Origin of the sequence: Lawsonibacter sp. LCP25S3_E2 (genome assembly GCF_052117285.1) — a bacterium.
In the GTDB taxonomy this organism is placed as follows: domain Bacteria; phylum Bacillota; class Clostridia; order Oscillospirales; family Oscillospiraceae; genus Lawsonibacter.
In genome coordinates this window covers 167,834-187,589 of record NZ_JBQKJL010000006.1, presented here as the reverse complement: position 1 = coordinate 187,589, position 19,756 = coordinate 167,834, and the positions used below count along the sequence as shown (strand labels likewise).

Annotated in this window: 20 protein-coding genes and 1 pseudogene; 11 read left to right on the top strand and 10 right to left on the bottom strand. The window is 53.8% G+C overall.

Annotated elements, in window-relative coordinates:
* The 5 genes and pseudogenes from ACTQ3R_RS07720 to ACTQ3R_RS07700 form a co-directional block, all read right to left on the bottom strand.
* A partial coding sequence (locus tag ACTQ3R_RS07720; RefSeq protein ID WP_441778554.1) for a hypothetical protein occupies positions 1–76 on the bottom strand: 76 nt, incomplete at its 3' end.
* A 32-nt stretch (positions 77–108) separates the two neighbouring features.
* Positions 109–459 (bottom strand): annotated as a pseudogene (locus ACTQ3R_RS07715) (ParA family protein); the annotation flags it as partial.
* A 123-nt stretch (positions 460–582) separates the two neighbouring features.
* Complete coding sequence (gene spoIVB, locus ACTQ3R_RS07710; protein WP_441778392.1) at positions 583–1,704, bottom strand: SpoIVB peptidase; 1,122 nt, start codon at positions 1,702–1,704, stop codon at positions 583–585.
* Between the two features lie 197 nt (positions 1,705–1,901).
* Entirely contained in the window at positions 1,902–2,258 is a 357-nt protein-coding gene (locus tag ACTQ3R_RS07705; RefSeq protein ID WP_441778393.1) for an arsenate reductase family protein, read from the bottom strand.
* A 186-nt stretch (positions 2,259–2,444) separates the two neighbouring features.
* Complete coding sequence (locus ACTQ3R_RS07700; protein WP_441778394.1) at positions 2,445–2,873, bottom strand: serine proteinase; 429 nt, start codon at positions 2,871–2,873, stop codon at positions 2,445–2,447.
* A 288-nt stretch (positions 2,874–3,161) separates the two neighbouring features.
* Here ACTQ3R_RS07700 and ACTQ3R_RS07695 point away from each other — a divergent pair, with 288 nt between their 5' ends.
* The 4 genes from ACTQ3R_RS07695 to ACTQ3R_RS07680 all read left to right on the top strand — a co-directional run bounded on the left by ACTQ3R_RS07695 (position 3,162) and on the right by ACTQ3R_RS07680 (position 8,275).
* Complete coding sequence (locus ACTQ3R_RS07695; RefSeq protein WP_441778395.1) at positions 3,162–4,334, top strand: DUF4317 domain-containing protein; 1,173 nt, start codon at positions 3,162–3,164, stop codon at positions 4,332–4,334.
* 83 nt (positions 4,335–4,417) lie between these two features.
* Positions 4,418–5,842 carry an ATP-binding protein gene (locus ACTQ3R_RS07690; protein ID WP_441778396.1) on the top strand — a complete coding sequence of 475 codons (1,425 nt, stop codon included), beginning with the start codon at positions 4,418–4,420 and terminating at the stop codon, positions 5,840–5,842.
* A complete protein-coding gene (locus tag ACTQ3R_RS07685; RefSeq protein ID WP_441778397.1) occupies positions 5,839–6,534 on the top strand; it encodes a winged helix-turn-helix domain-containing protein in 696 nt (231 codons plus the stop codon). Before ACTQ3R_RS07690 ends, ACTQ3R_RS07685 begins: the two co-directional genes overlap by 4 nt.
* Before the next feature lie 145 nt (positions 6,535–6,679).
* Entirely contained in the window at positions 6,680–8,275 is a 1,596-nt protein-coding gene (locus ACTQ3R_RS07680; RefSeq protein WP_441778398.1) for an efflux RND transporter periplasmic adaptor subunit, read from the top strand.
* A gap of 19 nt (positions 8,276–8,294) precedes the next feature.
* Here the strand turns inward: ACTQ3R_RS07680 and ACTQ3R_RS07675 are convergent, their stop codons facing one another.
* The 5 genes from ACTQ3R_RS07675 to ACTQ3R_RS07655 form a co-directional block, all read right to left on the bottom strand.
* Complete coding sequence (locus tag ACTQ3R_RS07675) at positions 8,295–9,917, bottom strand: recombinase family protein (protein WP_002584982.1); 1,623 nt, start codon at positions 9,915–9,917, stop codon at positions 8,295–8,297.
* A 100-nt stretch (positions 9,918–10,017) separates the two neighbouring features.
* Positions 10,018–10,212, bottom strand: a complete 195-nt coding sequence (locus ACTQ3R_RS07670) for a hypothetical protein (protein WP_002334813.1) — start codon at positions 10,210–10,212, stop codon at positions 10,018–10,020.
* 72 nt (positions 10,213–10,284) lie between these two features.
* Positions 10,285–11,229 carry a MobV family relaxase gene (gene mobV, locus ACTQ3R_RS07665; RefSeq protein WP_002584983.1) on the bottom strand — a complete coding sequence of 315 codons (945 nt, stop codon included), beginning with the start codon at positions 11,227–11,229 and terminating at the stop codon, positions 10,285–10,287.
* A 184-nt stretch (positions 11,230–11,413) separates the two neighbouring features.
* Positions 11,414–11,809, bottom strand: a complete 396-nt coding sequence (locus ACTQ3R_RS07660) for a replication initiator protein A (protein WP_002584984.1) — start codon at positions 11,807–11,809, stop codon at positions 11,414–11,416.
* Between the two features lie 111 nt (positions 11,810–11,920).
* On the bottom strand, positions 11,921–12,334 hold the full coding sequence (locus ACTQ3R_RS07655; protein ID WP_002584985.1) for a cysteine-rich VLP domain-containing protein: 414 nt from the start codon (positions 12,332–12,334) through the stop codon (positions 11,921–11,923).
* Positions 12,335–12,627: 293 nt separating this feature from the next.
* Between ACTQ3R_RS07655 and ACTQ3R_RS07650 the strand changes: the two genes are divergently transcribed.
* The 7 genes from ACTQ3R_RS07650 (at position 12,628) to ACTQ3R_RS07620 (ending at position 19,748) form a co-directional block, all read left to right on the top strand.
* On the top strand, positions 12,628–13,449 hold the full coding sequence (locus tag ACTQ3R_RS07650; protein WP_441792693.1) for a helix-turn-helix domain-containing protein: 822 nt from the start codon (positions 12,628–12,630) through the stop codon (positions 13,447–13,449).
* A 25-nt stretch (positions 13,450–13,474) separates the two neighbouring features.
* The gene (locus tag ACTQ3R_RS07645; protein ID WP_002584987.1) at positions 13,475–14,104 is read left to right on the top strand and encodes an alpha/beta fold hydrolase; all 630 of its coding nucleotides are present in this window, start codon (positions 13,475–13,477) and stop codon (positions 14,102–14,104) included.
* A 205-nt stretch (positions 14,105–14,309) separates the two neighbouring features.
* Positions 14,310–15,176 carry an aminoglycoside 6-adenylyltransferase AadE gene (locus ACTQ3R_RS07640; RefSeq protein WP_001255868.1) on the top strand — a complete coding sequence of 289 codons (867 nt, stop codon included), beginning with the start codon at positions 14,310–14,312 and terminating at the stop codon, positions 15,174–15,176.
* A gap of 603 nt (positions 15,177–15,779) precedes the next feature.
* Positions 15,780–15,911, top strand: a complete 132-nt coding sequence (locus ACTQ3R_RS07635; RefSeq protein WP_441778399.1) for a hypothetical protein — start codon at positions 15,780–15,782, stop codon at positions 15,909–15,911.
* Positions 15,912–15,921: 10 nt separating this feature from the next.
* Entirely contained in the window at positions 15,922–16,665 is a 744-nt protein-coding gene (locus tag ACTQ3R_RS07630; RefSeq protein ID WP_441778400.1) for an ABC transporter ATP-binding protein, read from the top strand.
* Positions 16,662–17,852 (top strand): ABC transporter permease, encoded by a 1,191-nt coding sequence (locus ACTQ3R_RS07625; protein ID WP_441778401.1) that lies wholly within the window; start codon positions 16,662–16,664, stop codon positions 17,850–17,852. The genes ACTQ3R_RS07630 and ACTQ3R_RS07625 overlap by 4 nt, the downstream gene beginning before the upstream one ends.
* A 15-nt stretch (positions 17,853–17,867) precedes the next feature.
* Complete coding sequence (locus ACTQ3R_RS07620; RefSeq protein ID WP_441778402.1) at positions 17,868–19,748, top strand: S-layer homology domain-containing protein; 1,881 nt, start codon at positions 17,868–17,870, stop codon at positions 19,746–19,748.
* Positions 19,749–19,756 lie beyond the last annotated feature (8 nt).

The window sequence follows — 19,756 nt, the reverse complement described above, 5'->3', positions numbered from 1 at the left end:
CTGCTAAATTGCGTCCATCAATATACTTTGTCGAAAGCAAACCTTTAACATTTTCAAAGACAATTACTTTCGGCATCTTTTTTTGAATTATACGCAGACACTCTTTGTATACTGCCGCAAAATAGTCTCGCGGCTCATGGCATTTACCAAAGAGACCTCCATGCCGGAGAGTTGGATGTCGGCGGGCATCAGGTCAACGCCCTCCGGGTGGTGCAGAATACCCTCGCCGGGGCGCAGCGGCTCGTCCATCAGGATACGGCCCATCGCGTCGGACAGGGTAAAGGGCAGCTTGTCCGGCTGGGGGTGGCCCAGGCTGATGGTCAGGCTGCCTTGCGGGTCCCCGTCGATCAGCAGCACTTTCTTGCCAGCCTGCGCCAGTCCAATTCCCAGGTTCGCACAAGTCGTTGTTTTGCCAACCCCGCCTTTTTGGTTGGCAATGGCTATAATTTGAGCTGTCATCACTCTGCTCCTTTCCTAATAGATTTCCCCACTAAAGGGATCTTTATTTGTTAGGGCATGAAAAAAAGCGTATCAGCAAACGCTAATACGCTCTTTCTCTTGAAATTCTTCGCAAGTTTTGGTTTATTGCATTGTATGAGGAAACACATAGTCTTTTTGGGTATGTAGGTATCTACGCTTTACATACACATGGGTGACCGCTCCCACCAGACGGCCGTTTTGCAGAATGGGCGAGCCGCTCATTCCCTGGACAATCCCCCCGGTCAGTTCCAGAAGCTCCGGGTCCGTGACCCGGATCATCAGATTCCGGGTGTTCTCACCTGGGGAATAGATCTTTGTGATTTCAATGTCAAACTCCTCCACCTGGTCCCCACGGATGTTGGACAAGATGGTGGCCGGGCCCACCTCTACTTCATCCCGGCTGGCTACCGGGACAGGCTGCTGTTGGGTCTGCAGGTTCTCCAGAGGCATCTGGCCAAAAATACCCAGATTGGTGTTGGCATAGAGCGTTCCCAGGTCCTTCTTCAGGTTAAACTGTCCGTGAAGTTCACCGGGCGAGCCGCTCTCCCCCTTCTTTACGTCGGACACGCTGGCGGGCATAATGCTTCCCGACTCCAGAGGCATGAGCATGGACGTATCCACGTCGTTAATGCCGTGCCCCAGGGCAGCAAAGATGCCGCTGTCCGGATCATAGAAGGTCATGGTGCCGATGCCAGCCATGGAATCCCGCAGCCAGACACCCAGCTGGTAGTCTCCCTTGCTGTTTTCAGCCGCCTCAACGGTCAGCTGCAGCTGCCGCTGGCCCCGGACGGCCTGGATGGTAAGAGGTGTGTCCCGCTGCTGCGCTACCACAGCCTGCACCTGCTCAATGGTGTCCACCTCTTCGCCGTTAATGTGGGTGATCACGTCCCCCTCTTTCAGCCCGCAGTCCCGTCCGGGATAGCAGCTGCCCTGTTCCGTCTCCACCGGGGACAGGCCCACCACCAACACACCGTCGGAAAAGAGTTTGATGCCCACCGCCTTGCCAATGGGAATCACCGTCTTTCCTTCCACCCCGGTGCTGGTGTGCATCACCCATTGGCTGGGCGCCTCCAGCATGGCAGCGGCCGGCACCGAAGCCGGCACAGACGCCTCTCCTCCACTCCCCAGCGAAAGGGATAGGACCAGACAAACGCCCAGAATTACCAGCCCTGAGAGCAGGCCCAACACCCCAGGGCCGGATTTCTGTTTGGGTTCCTGTTCCAAAATTCCACCCCCTTTTTTACTGCCGCTTCTTTTTCGAAAAAGAAAAGCGGGCGGCACGATTGCCGCCCGCCCTCTCATTATGACCGGAGTTTTCTACCCTCAAACGTGGAGACCCCTTCCACCTTTTCCAACCAAGAAAAAGCCACCGCCCATTTTCTCAAAGGCAGTAAAAATAAGCAGGAATTTTTTCGCTTTTTTTACAGCTTTTTCAGCTGTTCCTCCCACTGCTCCGCCCGGAAGCCCACCAGGACAAATTCCTCCCCCACCAGGACCGGGCGTTTTACCAACATTCCGTCTGTGGCCAGAAGGGCCAGCTGCTCCTCCTCGGTCATATTGGGCAGCTTATCCTTCAGTCCCAAAGCCTTATACTGAAGGCCCGAGGTATTGAAAAATTTCTTCAGCGGCAGCCCGCTTTTCCCCCACCAGGCCCGCAGCTCGTCAGCCGTGGGATTTTGCTCTTTGATGTGCCGGTCCTCATAGGTAGCGCCGTGATCATCCAGGAACTTTTTGGCCTTTTGACAGGTCGTGCATTTGGGGTATTCTACAAACAGCATGATGCCACACTCCTTTTTCCGTGTCCGGACAAGTCCATAAGACCCGTCCGGTGCAGATCCATGGTATCATGTTTTTCCCTTTCACTCAAGGCATTTTTCTTAGTTTTCCCAAACGCGCTTTCTTTCATTCTTGCAAATAAAACGCAAAAAACCGCTCCGAAGAGCGGTTTTTTGTCCGTAGTCCGTTTATTCCTTTGGCTCGTCCTCTTCGGCGGGAACCTGCTCCGGCTCCTGCGCGGGGACCTCCTCCGTACAGGGCTGATCAGCAGGCACCTCTTGCTCGGAAACCTCGGCATACTCAGCCACGATCTCATCCTCCGCAGGATCGCCGGGCTGCTTCAGCTGGGCGATGCGCTCCTTATTGGTCTCGATGGCGGCCTTTGCAGCGGTAATGCGCTCACAGGCAGCGGCATAGGCCCCGTCAGGGGCAGCGCCCTGCTCCGCGTAGTAGAGCCGGCCGATTTCGATATAGGCCCGCTTCATGGCGTCCTCCTCAGACATGTTGGCCATCTTCAGCTTGGCAATTTCGGCCAGGCGCTTCGACTGGGCCACACCGGCCTGGGCCAGATCCACAGCCTTATCCTTCAACGTATCCAGCGTATCTTTAAAATCCATGGAAAAACCTCCTTCTTGCGGTATTCCCGCTTGCTGACCCTATTTTATCCCATTCTTGTCCCAGGCACAAGGGGGAGAAGCTCGATTTAATCCATTTTTCATCAATCCTACAGAAATGCCTGTGGCAGCCCCTTCCTGTCCGGCCAGATCTCGGCGGCATTCTCCTCTTTTCCACCCCATGATACAAAACTTGTCCATGACAAACCGCTTTCACTATGCTATGATAAACTCTGCTGAATATTCCAGGGACAGCCTTCCAGCCGTCCCCAACGAAAAGTGAGGCTTATCATGAATCAAAAAGAAGTAAGCGAGCTGCGCCGCCGGTTCCGCCCGGACAAGAGCGCCATCAGCCGGGTCTACGGCTGTTATGTCAATACAAAAAAAGAAGTGATCTCCAATCTGGATGAATCTCTGGGTCTGATGACCCAGGAGGAGGTGGAAAAGTACCTGGGGCTTTTGAAAAAGTCCCTGTCCGGAACGCTGGGCCGAAACCTGCTGGACATTGTCTTTTCCACCCAGCAGGTAGCGGACAGTGAGGAACATCGCCTTCTTTCCCAGCTGCGCTCCTGCCGACTGGAGGATGGGGAGCTTCGCCAGGCCCTCTACCAGAAAATCATCGACTCTCTGGAGCTGGAGGAAAACTACCTCATTCTCCTGGCCCATGACCGCTACGATGTACCCGGAAAGGGTGCAGATGACGAAGAGCTGTCTGACGGCTCGGAGACGGTCTTCTCCTATTTTGTCTGCTGCATCTGCCCGGTAAAAAGCGGCAAGGCGGAGCTGGGCTTTGTGGCCGGAGAAAACAAGTTCCATACCCGCGCCCCCGGTCAGATCGTGGCTCCCCCGGAGCTGGGCTTCCTCTTCCCCGCCTTTGACCAGCGCAGCGCCAACATCTACAACGCCCTCTTCTACACCCGCAAGACCGACCTCATCCACCAGGAGGTCATCGATGCAGTGTTCCACACTCAGCCCCCCATGTCCCCCGCCGATCAGAAGGAGGCCTTCCAGACCGCCCTGTCTGACGCTTTGGAAGAGGAATGCAGTCTGGAGGTCATGCAGGCCGTCCACGAGCAGCTCCGGGACCGGATCGTGGAGCACAAAGAGTCCCGTGACCCGGAGCCTCTCACCGTGGGCACAGGAGCGGTCAGCGCCATTCTCCGGGACTGCGGCATACCAGAGGAGCGCATCGGCGTATTTGAGGAGCAATGTGCCCAGCAGTTTGGGCAAGACGCCGCGCTCAGCCCCGCCAACCTCATCGACAGCGGAAAGTTTGAGGTCAAAAGCTCCCAGGCTACCATCGCCGTCCCGCCGGAGCAGAGCTACCTGGTGGAGACCAGAGTGATCGATGGGAGAAAGTATTTTCTTATCCCCGCCGACGAGCTGGTGGAGGTCAACGGCTTCGGCGTACGGCTGCTGGGCGGACAGGCCCAGGAAGAAACGGAAAATTTGGAAAAAGTTTAGATTTTCTCCCCGCTTTTGTTACATTTTTCCGGTAGGATAATCTTGTATTCATAGCATGATCTGCCGAAACGGGAGGGAGCCGCATGGGAATCAAGCGCCATCTCTTTCTCTACAATACCATATCTGTCTTAGTGGCACTGGTTGCTATGCTGGCCGTGAGCAGTATCGCCACCCATTTTATCGCCGACAACTACCAGCACCAGTCCATTTCTCAGGTCAGCAGGGAATCCTCCCAGGCTCAGACCCTCCTCCAGGGCGAGGCCATCCGCCTTCACGACTGGCCGGAGCTCAACCGGCAGCTTCAGGAGATCGGTTTCAGTCTCCAGGTTTCTCTGGAAAATAAGCCCATTTTCTCCTCCCTGAACCCCGCTCAATCCCGGTTTTATCGAGAGGCCGGGGCGCACACCCAGTGGGACCAGTCCTCTCCGCTCATTGTGCAGAACCCCGCCGGCACCATGGTGGGGGTGAAGCAGGATGGATACACGGTGGTCTCCCTCTCCCAACCGCCCACCAGGCTTTTCCTGGGCACGCCCAGACAGCCGGGGGAGATCGCTGTGCTGTCCATGCTGATCAGCGGGGCGGCAGCCATAGTGGTTATTGTACTGTTCAGCCTTCTCTTTACCAGTTGGCAGGTAAAAAAGCTCTTAAAGCCGGTGGACGCTCTGGCCCAGGCCGCCCGCCGGGTGGAGGAGGGGGACTTCTCCCAGCCGGTGGACTACGGCGGCCGCAATGAGTTTTCTGCGGTCTGCACCGCCTTTAACCACATGCAGGAGCATTTGCTGGCCGAGCAGGAAAAAACCGCGGCCTATGAGCGGGCCCGTACCGACCTGGTGGCGGGTATCTCCCACGACCTGCGCACCCCTCTCACCAGCGTGAAGGGCTATATCAAAGGACTGCGGGACGGGGTGGCCAATACCCCGGAAAAGCAGGGGCGCTACCTGGACATCGCCTATCAGAAATCCTGTGAAATGGACGTGCTCCTCCAGCGGCTTTTCTACTTTTCCAAGCTGGAGACGGGAAACCTGCCCATGTTTCTCCAGCCCGGCGATTTGGGGGACTTCGTCCGCCGCTTCGCCAGCGAGGCCGCCATGGAACTGGAGCAGACCGGCGGAGCCTTGGAAATTCACATTTTTCCCTCCTCCCACCCGGTGCAGTTGGATCAGGAGCAATTTTTCCGGGTTTTGAACAATTTAAAGGACAATGCCCTGCGCTATGCCCAGGCAGACCCCCTGTGTCTGACTCTCACCGTATGGCGCCAGGGAAACATGGAGTGTGTACGCTTTGCCGACAACGGACAGGGCGTCTCCGCCGAGTCTCTCCCCCACCTTTTCGAACAATTCTGGCGGGAGGATCAGGCCCGCAGCAGCAAAAACGGCGAGGGCAGCGGTCTGGGGCTCTACATTGTCAAATGCATTGTGGAGGCCCACGGAGGAACGGTGCGCGCCTACTATGACAAAGGGCTGGTCTTTGATATTGCCCTGCCCAGACAGGAGAGTGAACCCACATGACAAAACTGCTCATTGCCGAGGACGACCCCTCCATCTCCATGCTGGAGCAGGACTATCTGGAACTGGAGGGCTATGAGGTCACCGTGGTGGGAAACGGCCAGCTGGCCGTCACCGAGGCCCTGACCGGCCAGTATGCTCTGATCCTTTTAGACCTCATGCTCCCCGGCTGCAACGGCTACGATGTGTGCCGCATGATCCGGGACAAGGTGGACGTGCCCATTCTCATGGTCACCGCCCGCACCGAGCTTGTAGATAAGATCCGGGGGCTGGGGCTGGGAGCAGACGACTACATTGCAAAGCCCTTCGACCCCGCCGAGCTGGTCGCCCGCGTAAAGTCCCATCTCAGCCGCTACGCCCGCCTTACCGGCGCGTCCCACGAGGAGCAGGAGGTCCTCACCGCCGGAGATGTGCGCATCTTCCCCCAAAGCCGCCGGGTTTTCAAGGGAGAACAGGAGATCAAAATGCCCAACCGGGAGTTTTCCCTGCTCCAATTCCTGGCCGAACACCCCAACATGGTGTTCTCCAAAGAAAAGCTCTTCGAGACCATCTGGGGCTATGACTATGTGGGGGACAGCGCCACCGTCACCGTCCACATTGGCCGGGTCCGGGACAAAATCGAGGACGATCCCACCCACCCGAAAATCATCGAGACGGTGTGGGGAGCGGGCTACCGCCTAAACAACACACCCTGAGCAACAACGCCTGTGAGAAGCTTCTCACAGGCGTTTTGAATTATTTGGAAAGTGTTTCGAATTTGTTGTGAAATTTTCCCCGGAGCGTTCAAATCTTTTTCATACAATGGTCCCACTTCATGTTGGAAAGGATGAGTCTTCTCTTATGAACCTCCCTGTACTGGGCAAAAACGCCCCTCCTGCCTCCGATGAGAACGCACCCCCCAAAAAGTCCGGCGGTCTTCGAAAAAAGCTGCTGCGAAAGAGAATTATCATTCCCACGGTGGCCTGCGTCTTAGTGGCTGCAGCTTCCGTCCATCTCCTGGGCGGGAAGCAAACCGCCTCTGCCGTCAACCAAACCTACATTACCGCCGCAGTAGAACGGCGGGATATTACTGCTCAAATTACCGGCAGCGGCACCCTCCAGGCTGCCAATTCCTATTCGGTCACCTCCCTGGTGGAGGGGACCATCCTCACCGCCGATTTTGAGGAAGGCGATCAGGTAGAGGCAGGGACCGTGCTGTACACCATTGATGATTCGGACATGTCCAGCACTTTGGAACAGGCGGAAATCTCCCTGAACCAGTCTCAGCGCAGCTATGACAGCAAGCTGGAACAGCTGGAAAAGCTCACCGTCACCGCCCCCGAGGCCGGCCGTGTCCTCTCCCTGGATGTTGAGGTGGGTGACGAGGTGTCCGCGGGCCAAACCGTTGGCACGGTGCGCAATTCCGACACCATGTGCCTGACACTCCCCTTCCTGGCCAGCGAGGCGGAATCTTTCTACGTGGGGCAAAGTGCCACCGTCACTCTGGACAGCACCTTTGAGACTCTCAGCGGTACGGTCACCAAAATTTCCGGCAACAGTGAGGTGCTCACCGGAAACGTCATCGTCCGCCCGGTGACCATCGAGGTAGAAAATCCCGGCGGACTGTCCACCGCCCAGACCGGTTCGGCCTCCATCAGCGGGGTAGACAGCGCCGACAGCGGCAGCTTTACTTATGCCGCAGAAGAACCCATCACCGCCCAGGTCTCTGGAGAGGTCACTCAGATTCATGTCCCAGAGGGCAATTGGGTGGAGGAGGACGGGGCGGTATTAACTCTGGCCAGCGATACGCTGGAGGACGAGATCCAAAGCGCCTCCGAGTCCCTGCGAAATGCCCAGCTCTCCCTGGAAAACCGCTACGACCAGCTGGAGGACTACACGGTCACCTCTCCCATCCAGGGCACTATTATCGACAAGAACTACAACGCCGGAGAGAACGCCGAGGGAAACCAGGTACTGTGTACCATTTACGACCTTAGCTACTTGACTATGACCCTCAGTGTGGATGAGCTGGACATTGCCTCCATCGCCGTGGGGCAGAACGTTTCGGTCACCGCCGACGCAGTGGAGGGCAAAACCTATGAGGGCGTGGTCACCAAGGTGAGCGTGGCAGGCACCTCCTCCGGCAGCGCCACCACTTACCCCGTCACCATCCGCATAGACGACACCGATGGCCTGCTCCCCGGCATGAACGTGGATGCCGTCATTACCTTAAACAGCGCCGAGGATGTGCTGGCCATTCCCTCCGCCGCTCTCAACCGTGGAAATACCGTATTGGTCACCGCCGACTCTCCCAGCGCTGCCAATGGTACTGTTTCGGAAATCACCGGCACTGACGGCGAGGAATATTATTCCGTCCCCGTAGAGGTAGGCACCAGTGACAGCAGCTACCTGGAAATCATCTCCGGTCTCCAGGAGGGAGACACCGGTATCACATAGTTAAAGATATTGGTATCATTCAATCAATTTTGCCGATAAAGCGGTAGAAGATTTCTACCTCCTGTTCCCGGCTTCCGTCCTCACCTTTGACCGCTTCATGGACAACGATTTTTTCAATCAGCATATTCAAAAGTTCGGCGGTCAGTTCTGTTGGATTGACGCACTCTTTCATCAAGGCAATCCATTTTTCTGCGTCTACGGCGTTCTGGCTTTCAGTGGCGATAGCGGATTGAAGCTGTTCAATCTTTTCGTCCAGTTCAGCCTGTTCGCTTTGGTACTTCCCGGACAGCATAGAGAAGTTGTATTCCGTGATACGCCCCGCCGCCCAGTCCTCATACATCCGGGCAAACAAAGTATCGACTTCGGCTTTTCGCTTCTCTGCCTTTTTCAGTTCTGCGGCCTGCTTCTTTCTTGCGGCAGCCTGTCCCTTATCAGTGGCATTTAACAGCTGCTTCAAGAGCCGTTCTTCATCATGCTGTACCAGCCCCGACCAGTATTGCAGACGGGAGAGGACATAGGCATAAAGCACATCATAACGGATATAGTGCATGGAGCATTGGCGTGTGCCCTGCCCGTACTTGCTACAATGATAATGGCCGTAAGGCTTGCTGTTCTGCCTGTTCTCCCCATAGGACAGCGACCAGCCGCAATCCGCACATTTTACCAATCCGGAAAAAATCTGCGTTGTACCATCCTTGCACTTCCTGCGGCGGTTTGCTATCTGCTCCTGTACCTGCCGGAAAACCTGCTCGCTGATAATCGGCTCCTGCGTGTTCTCCACCCGCACCCATTCACTTTGGGGCTTGCGTACCCTCCGCTTGTTCTTAAAGGAAATGTTCGTTTCCCGGTAATGAATGGTATGGCCGATATAGGTTTCGTCTTTCATAATGCTCTTGACCTGGGCTATCGTCCATGCGTAGCTTTTTTCCTCCGGCGCACCCGCATAGATGTTTGCAAAAGTCCCGTCACGCTGGAAGTTGATAAATCCCGGTGTGGGAACCTTTTCCGCAATCAGTATTCTTGTGATACTGGCCGCCCCTCTGCCATGAATAGCAAGGTCAAAAATCTTCTCCACTATCCAGCGGGTTTCCTCGTCGATTATCAGCTTGTTTTTGATTTCCGGGTGTTTCCTGTACCCGATGGGAGCATAGGCGCCGATACGCTGTCCTGTGGCAAACTTTGCTTTGAAAGCGGCCTTTACCTTGCGGCTTGTATCTTTCGCAAACCATTCATTGAACAGGTTTTTGAACGGGACAAAATCGGAAAGCCCTTTCTCTGTGTCCTCATTCTCCGCAACGGCGATGTAGCGAACCCGTTTCTCCGGGAACAGAAATTCCAGATAGTAGTCCATCATCACATGTTCCCGCCCGAAACGGGACAGGTCTTTCGTGACAATGCAGTTTACTTTTCCGGCTTCCATATCGTCCATCATGCGCTGAAAATCCGGCCGTTCAAAGTTCGTCCCCGACCAGCCATCGTCCACATACTCACCGACTACATGAAGCCCCTGTTCCTTTGCGTACTGTTGCAGGATTGTCCGCTGTGTTTCAATGCTTACGCTGTCACCATAGTTTTCATCGTCCCGGCTCAATCTCATATAAAGCGCCGTGTTGTAAATCGTAGTATTGTAAGGTTGTTTCACCGTTAAAAATCCTCCTTCTAAAGAAACAACCCACGCTTACAATACTTTTGCTCTATGGCAATTATATCATAAGCGTGGGCGTGTTATCAATGATGGGCTATCAGGTTGAAGCGGCTTTTTCTGCGGTATGCCGCACCACATCTACAATCAGATCACCGAGGGGCTTCCCGCCTGCGGCGAAGTGTTCGGAGATTTTTATACGGTTGTTCCCACATACAAAATACTGCGTGCCGTTCTCTGCTTGTATGACCTGCCCTGTCCGGGGTGTGAAAATATCGCTTTCGCTTTTTGCCATCCAGTGTCCTCCATATTCAGTTTTCAAGGTACAATGCCGCACAAAGGCGGCGAAAATTTCTGCTTATATCTATCACCTTTCCTTTACCGTGTGCCGCTGCTGACGTTTCAGTTCCGCCAGTATATCCGGCGGGATACGGTCAACCAGCCGCTGTAAATTGTCCAGTTCGCTTTTCAGCTTTGCCCGTTCCATCGTATCTTTCATCTTTCCTTTTTCGCTGGCCTTTGCCCTTGCTTCCAGCTTCTCATTCTCCGCCAACAGGTCATTGATTGTGACCTTGTACTTTTTCAGTTGCCCGGAGAAGTTCTCCATCTGCGGGAACCACTTTTTCAGCATGGAGAGGGCTTCCTCTTTTTTCTTTCCGGCGTTCAGCGGGTTAATGCCGTCAAGGGCGGCTTCAATGGCTCTTGCCTGCCGGGAGAGGGAAACCGCCTGTTTGAAAATCCGGGTGGGGATATGCTTCCGGCCTGTCTTGCTGGCACTTTCCCCACGCTCCAAGTCGGGATATTTCTCCACCATATAGGCGTGAAAATCGTCCTGCCACTTCGTCAGGTTTGCCCGGTTGCCGATAATCTCCTTAGCGCACAGGCGGTTGTCCTTTGTCAGCGGAACAAAGGTCAAATGCAGGTGGGGCGTTTTCTCGTCCATGTGTACCACCGCCGACACGATATTTTCCCGTCCTACCCGGCCAATGAGGAAATCTGCCGCCCTTTGGAAGAACGCCTGTATCTCTTTTGGGGATTTCCCCTTGAAGAACTCCGGGCTGGCGGTTATCAGCGTATCGACAAACCGTGTGCTGTCTTTCCTCGTCCGGCATCCAGCCTGCTCGATACGGCTCTGAATGAAGTGGTAATAGCGTCCCTCCGGCTTGACGATATGGAAGTTGTATTTACTCCGGCTTGTGTCAATGTCGGGGTTGCTGGCGTATTGTTCTTTCTGTCTTTCGTGATGGGCTTCCAGCGGCCTTGCCGGGTTGCCCTTGTGCTTCTCAAACCGCAAAATTGCGTGTTGTGCCATTCTGCTCCTTTCCCCATTCCTTTCCTATCCGGGGTTTTCCACAGGGAAAATCCCGCCGGAATTATCTCTGATACGATAGGAATGGAATGGATATAAATAAATCATTTTAATCTTTGTATTTCTATATACCGTCCGGTTTTCGTACTTCAAGAGGGGCGGTTTCCGTACTTCATGGGTACGGTTTTCAGTCCTCCGGCGTACCAGAACGGGATTTCTTGAAGTCAGTGTTTGGAACCGCTTCATAGGATTTTGGGAAAATGCGGTTGGGTTTTCCACAGCCCTGCTTCTGGATTTCCACCAGTCCGGCGTATTGCAGTTCCCGCAGGGTGTTCACCGCTTTCTGCCGCCCACAGTGGAGCAGGTCAACCACCTCGCAGATGGGGTAATACAGGAAAATCCGTCCGCAGTCATCCGCCCACCCATTCTTGCGGGACAACTCTGTCCGGCGCAGGATAAAGGCGTACAGAACCTTTGCCTCGTTGGACAGGGGCTTGAATGTGGGGGCTTCAAAGAGGAAATTCGGGAGCCGGGTGAAGCTGAACGCCTTTTCCGGCTGATGGATATAGATGGTATTTGTCATAGTGCGTTTTGTGGACGGTTAGAAGCCCGTTTTCCGGGGCGGGCGATACTTTATACCACCTGCCCCGGTTTGGGGCTTGCAAAGCCTGATAAATCAAGGCTTTTTTCGCTCCTAACTGTCCACAGCAGACCTCCTTTTCCGTTCACTTTCTGTTTTCTGCCGCCTGTGAACTCTGGCGGCACAGCCGGGGCAGTATTTTGCCCGGTTGGATTTGGGGACGAACACACCGCCGCAGACCACACAGCGTTTCAAGTCCTTATCCCGGAAAATCTCCGCTTCCAGCGTCCCGTCCAGCGGCAAGACCGCCCAGCGGAACCACTTACAGCAGACCGAGAAAGAAACCGTCTGCGGGCAGGTGCAGGTGTCCCCATCGTCAAGGACAATGCAGTTGCCGTCCTCACAGCAACAGCACTCCCGGCGTATCAGGCTGGCCGCCTGTTTCCTCTGTGCCGGTGTCATGCGGTAAAGGGAACCGTCCGGCCTGCGTTCCAGCGGCGGCAAGTCTTTATAGGGGTTATTTCTCATGCGTTCCCTCCATTTTGCTTTCCGTTGCCGTTTTCCCCGAAAGGATTTCCAGCTTTGGCACGCTCCCCGCAGCTTCGGGACATTTTGTCCCGAAGTCCGGTTCCTTGCGGTGCTTCCCCAGCCGGGGTATTCCTTTTCGGACGGTCATTCTGTTTTCAAGGTGCTGTCCATCGATGAACTATCCTAAGTCTACACGAAAAAAATGCAATCCCCGGAATTTTGCGAGAATTGCATTTTGATGAAGTTTACACTTTGGAAATTGCATTTTTGCAATCATCCTGTATAATGGAAGTATGCGGAGGAGGTGCGTGTCTATGGCTTTACCCGGAACACCCGGACAGCGGATTTCCGATTTATGCAACGGAAACCATATCACACAAAAGGAACTTGCGGAGAAGATAGGCGTTTCCGCTTCCCAGTTGAGCCGCATTGTCAGCGGCGAAACGAGAACGGTCAGCAGTGATATTCTCATAGGTGTGGCAAAGGAATTTAAGGTATCGACAGACTACATACTGGGCTTGTCTACCGTGAGCGTCCGCAAAAGCTACGATATTTCTGAATTAGGCTTGTCCGAGGGAGCCGTGAGGGGGCTTGTGACGGGTGCTGTTGATGTGCAAATACTCAATCGCTTACTGGAACACAGGAATTTTCCCAAGCTGATAGATTTGATACGGATTTATTTTCAGGACACGGCGGCAAAGGGGATAATGGCACGAAACCAGCTTATCGAGATGGCAACGGCTTCCCTGTCCGACCTGATGAAAGAACACCCGGAACACCGGGCGGAAGCAAAGCAGGATTTACAGCTTTTGAACGCTCAGAAGATGGGGGAACATGAAGCGGAGATAGAGAAAATCAAAAATGTGTTCCTTGCTATCCTGCGGGACATTAAGAAAGACATTGACAACGGGGAACAGCCGGGAGAAGCTGTGACCGCCGCTATGTTCCAAGCCATGCGGGACACTATGGCGGAGCAGAAACAAAACCCGCTTTCCATTGACGATGTAACAGCGATGATAGCCGGACAGATCGGACAGCTTGCGCCGATGGACAAAGAAACTGCCGACCTGTTCCAGCAGTTGGCGAAGAAGATGATTGAGCAGGCAGGAAAATAAAACATAAAATTCAAAGGAGATACTTATGGCAACAAAAATATTTGTTCACGGCTCAGGACACAAAGCAACAAGTTGGGAAAAAACAATTTCATACATGACAAACAACGAAGATATTGTATGTCCAAATTTATCCTCCATCCTTGAAGGGAAAGAGGCAAGCTACGAAAATCTATATTCTTCATTTGTAAAATATTGTAACGAATTTGACGGACAAATTCATTTATGCGGTCTTTCATTAGGTGGTATTTTGGCTCTGAATTTTGCTTTGGATTTCCCGCAAAAAGTGAAAACATTAGTTTTAATCGGAACGCCATATAAAGTCCCGAAAGTAGCATTTAGTTTTCAAAATATAATTTTCAGATTTTTACCAAAATCTATTTTTGAAACTATGGCATTTGATAAAAAGAACACATTTGCTTTAGGGGACACTATGAAGAATTTAGATTTCAGTGATAGGGTGAAAAATATTAAGTGCCCCACTTTAATTCTTTGCGGAAAGAAAGACAGTGCAAATATGAAATCAGCGGATTACTTATCACAAAGTATTAGAAGCGCAGAATTGAAAATTATTGAGAATACAGGCCATGTTGTCAATGAAGAAAATCCAAAAGCCTTAGCAGATATATTGAATGAATACTATTTGAAAAATTCTTAAACAATTCTGAAAGAAACTCGAAAACTACAAGCATAAAAGTTTAGAAAATAAATAGCAAAGCCAGCCGAGCCAGTCAATGGTCAAGATGAACGGCGCATTTCATGCGCCGCCGTTGACAGTCCCGCCCGTCTTTGCTAAAGGGTAATCAAGGCGGGAAAGCCCTAAAATGGTTTCACACCTATTTCAATAATTGGAGGAGATAAAAATGAGATCAGAAAAGGAAGTTTATGATATTGTTTTGAATTTTGCAAAAACAGACAAACGCATTCGCATGGTTACTTTGGAAGGATCTAGAACAAATACAAATATTCCGCCTGATGATTTTCAGGATTTTGATATTACTTTTTTTGTTACGGATATGGACAGCTTCACAAGTGATGATAAATGGCTAGATATATTTGGTGAAAGGTTGATTCTGCAAAAGCCGGAAGATATGGAATTATTTCCAGCTGTAGAAAAGGGATTTTCATATTTAATGCTGTTTACTGATGATGTTAAGATAGATTTAACTTTGCTGCCGCTGGAACTGATAGACGAGTATTTTACATGGGATAAACTGGTAAAGTTACTGTTGGATAAAGACAACCGTATCGTAAAGCCGCCAATACCAACGGATATAGACTACCACTTGCAGAAGCCTACTCAAAGAATGTTTGACGATTGCTGTAATGAATTTTGGAATACTACAACATATGTAGTAAAGGGCTTATGCCGCAAAGAAATTCTTTTTGCTATTGACCATATGAATGATATAGTACGAAAAGAATTGCTTCGCATGATTTCCTGGCTGATTGGTATCAAACAGGGATTTCATTTCAGTTTGGGAAAAAACTATAAATTTATGAAGCAATATGTCCCAGAGGAATTGTGGGAACGACTTATGTCCACTTATAATATGGATTCCTATCCCCATATGTGGGAATCCTTTGAACAATGTATGGCATTGTTCCGGGAGGTTTCGTCAGAAGTGGCATGCCAGTTGGATTACCAGTATCCACTATATGATGAAAAAATCAGTAATTATGTGATTCGGCAAAAGAAAAAATATGGCATTGAAGATGATAACAAATAAAATTTTTTCAATCGAAAAAATTTATTTTGATTATTCAATTTTGAAAAACTGAATACCTCAAAATCAGAAAGAGCGCGGACAAGCACTTTGAGGGATTGGCCGCCTTGTCCACCCATTCAGTGGGACGGCGGGTGGCGGTCAAGGCCGGGTGTAAACCCGTTCATTTCAGCCTTGACGGTTACCCGCTGTCCTGTTACTTTTCCGGGAGTGTAGCCACAACTTCGGGACACTTTGTCCACAAGTCGGAGCGTAGGACGAGGGACGGGGGCTTTCATATACGCCCTGTCTGCTGATGAAAACAGACCTGCGCTTGCGGCTCCACGCCACACAAGCACAGCCCTGTTTTCCTGCCGCCCCTCCCCGGCGGCAACGGCATTTTCACGGCAACGCCGACAGAGCGTATAACACACTACACTTTGCTTCGCAAAGTCGTGTGCCAAATGGGGGCGTTGCCCCCTTTGGAAACCCCCCACAAGAAAAGGCGGTACGCTACCCCTCTACGGGGCGCATACCGCCTTTTCTTGTTATCCAGCCCTCCGGCTGTATCGGTTGAGCAAAAGTCAGCGTGGGAATGGTGTGGTATCTTTATCTAAGTGAATCCCCGTGGTCTATATCCCCACCGCCGCTTCTTCCGAAAACGCCTTTGCCATGATGGGCAGCATGCCCGGCGGCGGGATGATGCCCGCAGGCGGCATGCCCTCGGGCGGCATGGGCGGCGGTCCGGGCGGCCGGTAAGGAGGCATATATGAATCCACTGATCGAATTTCAGCAGGTGTGCAAATATTACCCCATGGGAGACTCCACGGTGGTGGCAGCCGACCATATCACCTTTCAAATCTTCCAGGGGGAATTTGTGGCCATCGTAGGCTCCTCCGGCTCGGGAAAATCCACCTGCATGAATATCATCGGCTGTCTGGATGTTCCTTCCGAGGGGACCTACCTTTTGAATGGCCAGGACGTGGGACAGATGAACAAAAACCAGCTGGCCGAGGTGCGAAACCGCTTTCTGGGGTTTATTTTCCAGCAATACAACCTTCTCCCAAAGCTCAATCTGGTGGAAAACGTGGAGATTCCTCTTATGTACGCCGGTGTGTCCAAAAAGGAACGGCGGGAACGGGCCAGGAAGGCCCTGGAAGACGTGGGCCTGGGAGACAAGTGGCGCCACCGCCCTATGGAACTCTCCGGCGGCCAGCAGCAGCGGGTCTCCATTGCTCGCGCCCTGGTAGGACACCCTGCGGTGATTTTGGCGGACGAACCTACCGGCGCTTTGGACTCCCGCACCGGGCGGGAGGTACTGGGGATGCTCCAGGATCTGCACAGCCAGGGCCATACCGTAGTGCTCATCACCCACGACAACTCCATTGCCGTCCAGGCCCAGCGGATCATCCGCCTGGAAGACGGCCAGGTGATCTACGACGGCCCCTCCGACGCTCCCGGAGCGGTAGTCAGTCCCCAGATCATGGGGGCGGAGAGGAGGGCAAGGCCATGAAGCTTACCGAATCTCTCCAGCTTGCCCTGAAAAACATTGTTTCCAGCAAAGTGCGCACCCTTCTCACTATGCTGGGCATTATCATCGGCGTAGCCGCCGTCATTGTCATCGTGGGCCTGGGCAACGGCCTGGAGACCTACGTGACCGACAGCTTTGCCAGCATGGGCACCAACACCCTTACGGTATCTGTGATGTCCCGAGGTTCCACCCGCTCCCTGGATGCAGAGGATATGTACGAAATCGTGGCGGAAAACAACCAGTTTCTGGACCTGTGTTCGCCCACTGTACCGATGATGGGCTATGTAAAAATCGGCTCTGAGACGGTGAGCACCACCTCCTCCACCGGCGTCAGCGAGGACTATCTGGAAATCGCGGGCATGACGGTGGCCTCCGGCCGGGGACTGCAATACAGCGACATGATCACCCGCTCCAAAGTCTGCGTCATCGGCGCCTATTTAAACCAGGCCTATTTCGGCGGCAACGGCGTGGGCCAGACACTTCGGGTGGGCGGCCAGAGTCTTGAGGTTGTGGGGGTGCTGGCCCAGAAGGGAGACACCCTGGAGGAGGGGGGCAGCGACGACTGCCTCTACCTTCCCTACACCACTGCCGAGCGCATCTCCGGAGCAGCCAGCAGTTACACCGTTACCATGCGGGATGAAAACTATATTGACGAGAGCATCGCTTCTTTGGAAGCCTCTCTGTACAAAATTTTTGCCAGCGACGACTATTACACCGTCACCAGCATGGCCGAGATGCTGGAGACCATGACCAGCATGATCAACATCCTGGTGGGGGTGCTGGCAGGCATTGCCGCCATCTCTTTGGTGGTGGGAGGCATCGGAATCATGAACATCATGCTGGTGTCTGTCACCGAGCGCACCAGAGAGATCGGGGTCCGAAAATCCCTGGGGGCTAAAGAGCGCTACATTATGCAGCAGTTTGTCATCGAGGCTGCCACCACCAGCGCCCTGGGCGGCATCATCGGGATCCTCATTGGTGATGGGTTATCCGCCGTGGCCACCGCGGTGATATCCCAAATCTCCGAGGAGGCTCTCACCGTGACGCCTACTCTGGGGGCGGTACTGCTGGCCTTTGGCATCTCGGTGGGAATTGGGATCCTGTTTGGTTACCTGCCCGCCAAGAAGGCCGCCCGTCTCAACCCCATCGATGCCCTTCACTACGATTAGTTAGGAGTTTTGCATATGAAAAAACGTATTGTATCCGGGCTGCTCTGCCTTTGTCTGGCCCTGGGGCTCTTGTGTACCGGAGCGGGGGCAGTAAGCGGCAGTTCCAAGCTGGAAGCCATCCGGGTTCTTGGCATTCTGGAGGGAGACGAGGCGGGTAACCTCAACCTCTCCAGCCAGGTGACCAGGGCCGAGTTTGCCGCCATGCTGTCCGCCGCTTCCCCCTACGGAAGCTCGGTCAGCTCCTATGGAAGCGCACTGTTCAAAGACGTGTCCAGCGGCCACTGGGCCAGCGGCTATGTACGTCTGGCGGTAGAGCAGGGCTGGATGAGCGGCTATGTGGACGGAACCTTCCGCCCTGACCAGCCCATTACCCTGGAGGAGGGCTGCACCGCCCTGCTACGGCTGCTGGGCTATGATGCCAGCTCCCTCACCGGTGCCTATCCCGCCGCCCAGTTGTCCAAGGCGGACAGTCTGGGACTGCTGGACGATGTGACTGCCGCACAGGGTTCCCCGCTCACCCGTCAAAACTGCGTGGACCTTATCTATAATACCCTGGTGGCACAGGCCAGCGCCGGAGGCACCTATGGCACCTCTCTGGGCTATACCGTCACCAATGGAGAAATCGACTACGCCACCCTGGTCTCCGCCGAGACAAAGGGGCCCTATGTCTCCACCGACGGCTCCCTCTCCCTCCCCTTCTCCCTAAATTCCGCCACCATCTATCGAAACGATGCTCTCTCCTCGGCCAGTGCAGTGGAGGCCTACGACGTGTACTACTACAACGAGGGTATGGGCACCGTCTGGGTCTACCATAACCGGGCCTCCGGCACCCTCACCGCCCTCTCCCCCAGCAAGGTCTCTCCCACCTCCGCCACCGTGGCCGGGGTAACCTATGAGATCGGCACCTCCCAGGCCGCCTACCAGCTCTCCAGCCAGGGCCAATTCCAAGAGGGGGACTTAGTCACCTTACTGTTGGGGATGAACGGAGAAATCGTGGAGGTACTGGACCCCCAGGACAGTGAGAGCACCTACTACGGCAGCGTAGTTTCCAGCACAAAGGGAGCTTCCACTTCCTCCACCAGCGCCTCGTCCACCACCTCCGCCCAGGTGACTACCCAGGTAGCATGCACGGACGGCGTTCTGCGTACCTTCTACCACAGCGGCAGCGCCTTTGAGGAAGGACGGCTGGTAGCAGTGAGCGTGTCCCAGTCATGCACCAAGGTGCAGGGAATGTCCCAAAACCACCTGGAGGGCACCGTAAGCAATGACGGCAGCACTCTGGGCAAATATACCCTGGCCAGTGATGTGGAAATTTTGGACACCGACCCAGAGGGCGGCTATGTACGCATCTATCCCTCCCGCCTGGCGGGCACGACCCTCAGCGGAGAGGACGTGCGCTACTATACCCTGAACGCCAGCGGAGAAATTGACCGGCTTATCTTAAATGAGGTCACCGGCGACACCCTGCAATATGTCTACGTCAGCAGCGTCACCGACAACTCCACCAGCGGAAGCGGAATTGTTTCCAACATCTCTGTCTCCTACTCTTACATCCAGGATGGGCAAACGCACTCCCTCAGCGAAAGTTCCCGGTACAACATTCGTGTGGGCGGAGCCGTACTGGTGTACGAGGACGACTCCCTTACCTCCATCTCCCAGCTCTCCAGCGTCACACTGGACAGTCTGGGCAGCCTGAGCGCCATGTCCGGCAATCAGGAATATTTCCTGTCCGAGGACGTCCAAGTGCTTCTTCGGGATGGGTCAGGGCTATATAACTACTACACCGCTGCCCTCTCTCAAATCGACACCCAGCACTATGACCTCACCGGCTGGTATGACGATTTGGGCTATTCTGCCGGCGGCCGCATTCGGGTGATCGTGGCAGTTCCAAAGTAAACATGAGG